Annotated in this window: 1 protein-coding gene; it reads left to right on the forward strand. The window is 42.6% G+C overall.

Annotated elements, in window-relative coordinates; translation table 11 throughout:
- Positions 1-186 precede the first annotated feature (186 nt).
- Positions 187-5,378 (forward strand): non-ribosomal peptide synthetase (locus F6K63_RS36080; protein ID WP_287314903.1); only part of this gene is annotated, 5,192 nt, incomplete at its 3' end.

The raw sequence follows: 5,378 nt of genomic DNA on the forward strand, positions 1-5,378 counted from the left end.
TTGGTATAATTCTGGTATCATTCTAACTTGATAGGTCGTCTTGACAATTTCTGACCTATCTTTTTTTACCATAATTCGCTCAATTTAATATATATCAAGGTTTACGGGGCGCTTGTCGCCCCCCCAGAAAAAGACCCCATTATCCGATTATATTTGTTTCAGCGTTCCGCAACCGAATGGGTTCAATTGTTTACGATTCACCAGATTGGTAGTGATAGTTTTACCAAAGATTTATTTTTAAAAGAATTCCAACAATTATATCGGGGTATTCCAGTTAAAGAACCTTTAGCTTATACCGATTTTGTCAATTGGGAATCAGAAATGCTGAAGTCACCTTGGGGAGAAAAGCTTTGGCAATATTGGGAAAAACAATTAGCGGGTGAGTTGCCAATTTTAGATTTACCAACGGATCTACCGCGCCCCAGTCTAGTTACTTATCGCAGTGATTCCCATGAATTCAAACTCAATGAAGAATTGCTATCGCGTCTGAAACAACTACAATCCGATAGTATTAGTCTCTTTCAAATTGCGTTGAGTGCCTTTTATGTGCTGTTATATCGCTACACAAATCAGAAAAATATTCTTGTCAATATTCCCACGGAAAATCGACGGGGTAAAAAAGAGTTTAAGGATGTAGCGGGCTATTTGGCAAGCTTAGTTGTTGTGCCAGGGAATCTGGAGGGAAATACGACTTTTAAGGAATTGCTGATACAAGTCGCTCAGACGGTTGACCAAGCCCTGAAACATGAAGCTTATAATTATCCCTTGAGTCAATTGCTCAAGCAGTTGAAACTGAAAAGTAATTTCCGTCATCCTCTGGTTTCTTTTGTCATGTTTAATTGGCGAAAATTAAGATGGGATGATACAGATTTTCCAGATGAATTACTTCAAATTCAGCCTTATCTGTTGGAAGAACAACGTGGCGCTCCCTATGACCTATCTGTAGAAATGATTGAAGTGGGTGATCAGTTGAATCTGCGATGGAATTATAATAGTGATTTATTTTATCCTGAAACTATAGACCGGATTGCGAGTCATTATCTGACCTTGTTAGAGGGGATTGTTGCCAATCAAGAAACTCCCATTTTTCAATTGCCGTTGTTGACTGAAACCGAACGTCATCAGTTATTAATTGAGTGGAATAATACTCAGGTTGACTATCCCCAGGATAAGTGCATTCATCAGTTATTTGAGGAACAGGTGGAAAAAACACCGGATGCAGTGGCGGTGGTGTTTGATAGGGAGCAATTAACTTATCGGGAGTTTAATTGTCGGGCTAATCAACTGGCACATTATTTGCGGAAGTTAGGAGTTAAACCAGATACTTTAGTTGGGATATTTCTGGAACCTTCCCTGGAGATGGTAGTGAGTATTTATGGGGTTCTGAAAGCTGGTGGAGCTTATGTTCCTCTGGCTCCAGGTTATCCGAGGGACCGGATAACCCACATTCTAGAAACATCCCAAGCTTCCATTCTATTAACTCAGCAAAATTTGACCCCTCAATTAACTAATCATCACCCTGAAATAGTTTGCCTAGACCAAGATTGGAATTTGATTGAGCAAGAAAGTCCCAAAAATTTTGATAGCTCTGTCACTAGCCAAAATTTAGCTTACGCCATCTATACTTCTGGTTCAACAGGAAAACCTAAAGGGGTAATGATTCCTCATCAAGCTTTAGTTAATCATCTGAACTGGATGCAGACAGAGTTTCCTCTCTCCGTAGAAGATAAAGTTTTACAAAAAACCCCTTTCTGTTTTGATGCGTCGGTGTGGGAATTTTACGCCTCTTTATTGGTAGGGGGACAGTTAGTAATAGCAGGTTCTGGAGGACATCAAGACCCGGCTTATCTAATAGACACCATAAACAAGCATTCTCTTACCATCCTTCAGGTTGTTCCCACTTTACTACAAATGTTGCTCTCAGAAGGTACTTTGGCATCCTGTCCAAGCTTGAAACGAGTGTTTTGTGGGGGTGAACTGCTCTCAAAAGATTTGCTCTCAAAGTTTGAGACAGTGCAAAAAGCCGAACTGATTAATTTATACGGGCCGACAGAAGCAACCATAGATGCTAGTTATTATCCTTGTCAAGCCGGAACTCAGTTGTTAAGTGTACCCATTGGTCGTCCGGTTGCTAATACCCAGATTTACATTTTAGACTCTCATCTCCAACCCGTACCCATTGGTGTACCCGGAGAACTGCATATTGGTGGTGCGGGTTTAGCTCGAGGCTATCTCAACTGTCCCGAACTGACAGAGCAAAAGTTTATCCCTAACCCCTTTAGCAATAAACCAGGTTCTCGCCTCTATAAAACTGGGGATTTAGCCCGTTATTTACCTGATGGAAATATAGAGTTTATTGGACGTATTGATCATCAAGTAAAAATTCGAGGTTTCCGGATCGAACTCTCAGAAATTGAAGCAGTACTTGCCCAACATTCCAACGTGCGAGAAGCTGTAGTCATTGCCCGCGAAGACATTCCAGGAGACCAACGCCTGGTTGCTTATTTAATTACCAATGACGCAAAAACTACGATCAATGATTTGCGTTCCTTCCTCAAGACTAAGCTACCCGACTACATGATCCCATCGGCTTTTGTCATTTTAGAAAGTTTACCCCTGACTCCCAATGGCAAAGTCAACCTTCGTGGTTTACCTGTTCCAGATGCTTCAAGTTTGCTTCGAGAAACCAGTTTTGTTGCCCCCCGCGACTCGATGGAATTACAATTAGCTCAAATTTGGTCAGAAGTTCTCGGTATATCTCCCATCGGAATCCATGACAACTTTATTGAATTAGGTGGTCATTCCCTATTAGCTACCAAAATTATGGCACGACTGCGCGATCGCTTCCAAGTAGAATTATCGCTAAATTGCTTATTCGAGTATCCTACAGTAGCAGAGTTAGCCAAAATTGTTACCCAGGTAGCTCAACAAGAGGGATCGAATCGTTTGCCATCCCTCGAACCCATTTCACGACAGCAAACTATTCCTTTATCCTTTGCTCAAGAACAATTGTGGTTTCTCACTCAATTAACTCCCTCTGAACCAGTCTACAACGAAACCTTAAGCATTCATTTAGGTGGGGATATTAATATCCAGGCATTATCAAACAGTTTGACAGAACTCATCCGCCGTCACGAAATTCTGCGGACTACATTTAGAGTCGTCAACGGGCAGCCAGTTCAGGAAATTCATCCGCCATCGACTTTGACTTTACCCGTAGTTGATTTGCGCTTCTTGCTGGAAACGGAACGAGAAACCGAAGGGTTGCGAATTGCCACCGAACAGCTTGGCACCGCTTTTGAACTAGCCCGAGGCCCCTTGCTGCGAGCCACTCTGATTCAACTTGCAGAAACAGATTATCGACTTTACTTGGCCGTGCATCATATTGTGGTGGATGGAGAATCCCTTACCTGTATATTTTGGCCGGAATTGGAAATCCTTTATACGGCATTTTATCAAGGCTTACCCTCACCTCTGCCGGAGTTAACCATCCAATATGCTGACTTTGCCCTTTGGCAGCGACAGTGGTTACAGGGAGAAATTCTTTCCAATCAGCTTGCCTACTGGGAAAAACAACTGGAAAATTTACCCCAGTTACAACTTCCCACTGACCGTGCCCACACCCCACAAACCACCTTTGCCGGTTCGAGGCTTTGTTTTACACTCTCTAAAGATTTAACCGAAAAACTCAAAACCATGAGCCGCAAAGAGGGTGTCACCTTATTTATGACTTTAGCTACAGCCATCAAGGTTCTGCTTTATCGCTATTCATCTCAAGAAGATATTGTCATTGGTACTGTCACCTCCCAACGCAACCGACCGGAGTTACAAGGAGTCATGGGAGACTTTCTCAATACTTTAGTTGTGCGTAGCGACCTCAGTGGCCATCCCAGTTTCTCAGGATTGTTAAAGCGAGTCCGAAATGTCATTTTATCTGCTTACGCCAATCAAGATGTGCCGTTTGAGCAGGTGGTCAATGCTCTTCATCCCGATCGCCACGTCAGCCAAAATCCCCTTTTTCAGGTAATGTTTGTGCTTCAGCCCCCTTTAACTGATGATAAGCTGGGATGGACGGTCAGCCAGTTAGAGGTAGATTCGGGCACCTCGAAGTTTAACCTCACTTTTAATTTAGAGGAACGACCAGAGGGAATGATCGGGGCGATCGAGTACAATACCGATTTGTTTGATGCTACAACTATTGACCGGGCGATCGGACATTTTATGACTTTACTAGAGGGAATTGTTGCTAATCCAGAAACCTCCATTGCTCAATTGCCCTTGTTGACTGAAGCCGAACGTCATCAGTTATTAGTGGAGTGGAATGATACGGCTGTTAATTATCCCCAGGATAAGTGCATTCATCAGTTATTTGAGGAACAGGTAGAACGGACACCGGATGCAGTGGCGGTGGCATTTGAAGAACAAACATTAACTTATCAGGAGTTGAATGGTCAAGCTAATCAACTGGCACATTATTTGCGGAAGTTAGGAGTTAAACCAGATACTTTAGTTGGGATATTTCTGGAACCTTCCCTGGAGATGGTAGTGAGTATTTATGGGGTTCTGAAAGCTGGTGGAGCTTATGTTCCTCTGGCTCCAGGTTATCCGAGGGACCGGATAACCCACATTCTAGAAACATCCCAAGCTTCCATTCTATTAACTCAGCAAAATTTGACCCCTCAATTAACTAATCATCACCCTGAAATAGTTTGCCTAGACCAAGATTGGAATTTGATTGAGCAAGAAAGTCCCAAAAATTTTGATAGCTCTGTCACTAGCCAAAATTTAGCTTACGCCATCTATACTTCTGGTTCAACAGGAAAACCTAAAGGGGTAATGATTCCTCATCAAGCTTTAGTTAATCATCTGAACTGGATGCAGACAGAGTTTCCTCTCTCCGTAGAAGATAAAGTTTTACAAAAAACCCCTTTCTGTTTTGATGCGTCGGTGTGGGAATTTTACGCCTCTTTATTGGTAGGGGGACAGTTAGTAATAGCAGGTTCTGGAGGACATCAAGACCCGGCTTATCTAATAGACACCATAAACAAGCATTCTCTTACCATCCTTCAGGTTGTTCCCACTTTACTACAAATGTTGCTCTCAGAAGGTACTTTGGCATCCTGTCCAAGCTTGAAACGAGTGTTTTGTGGGGGTGAACTGCTCTCAAAAGATTTGCTCTCAAAGTTTGAGACAGTGCAAAAAGCCGAACTGATTAATTTATACGGGCCGACAGAAGCAACCATAGATGCTAGTTATTATCCTTGTCAAGCCGGAACTCAGTTGTTAAGTGTACCCATTGGTCGTCCGGTTGCTAATACCCAGATTTACATTTTAGACTCTCATCTCCAACCCGTACCCATTGGTGTACCCGGAGAACT

Origin of the sequence: Moorena sp. SIO1G6, from assembly GCF_010672795.1 — a bacterium.
GTDB classification, from domain to species: domain Bacteria; phylum Cyanobacteriota; class Cyanobacteriia; order Cyanobacteriales; family Coleofasciculaceae; genus Moorena; species Moorena producens.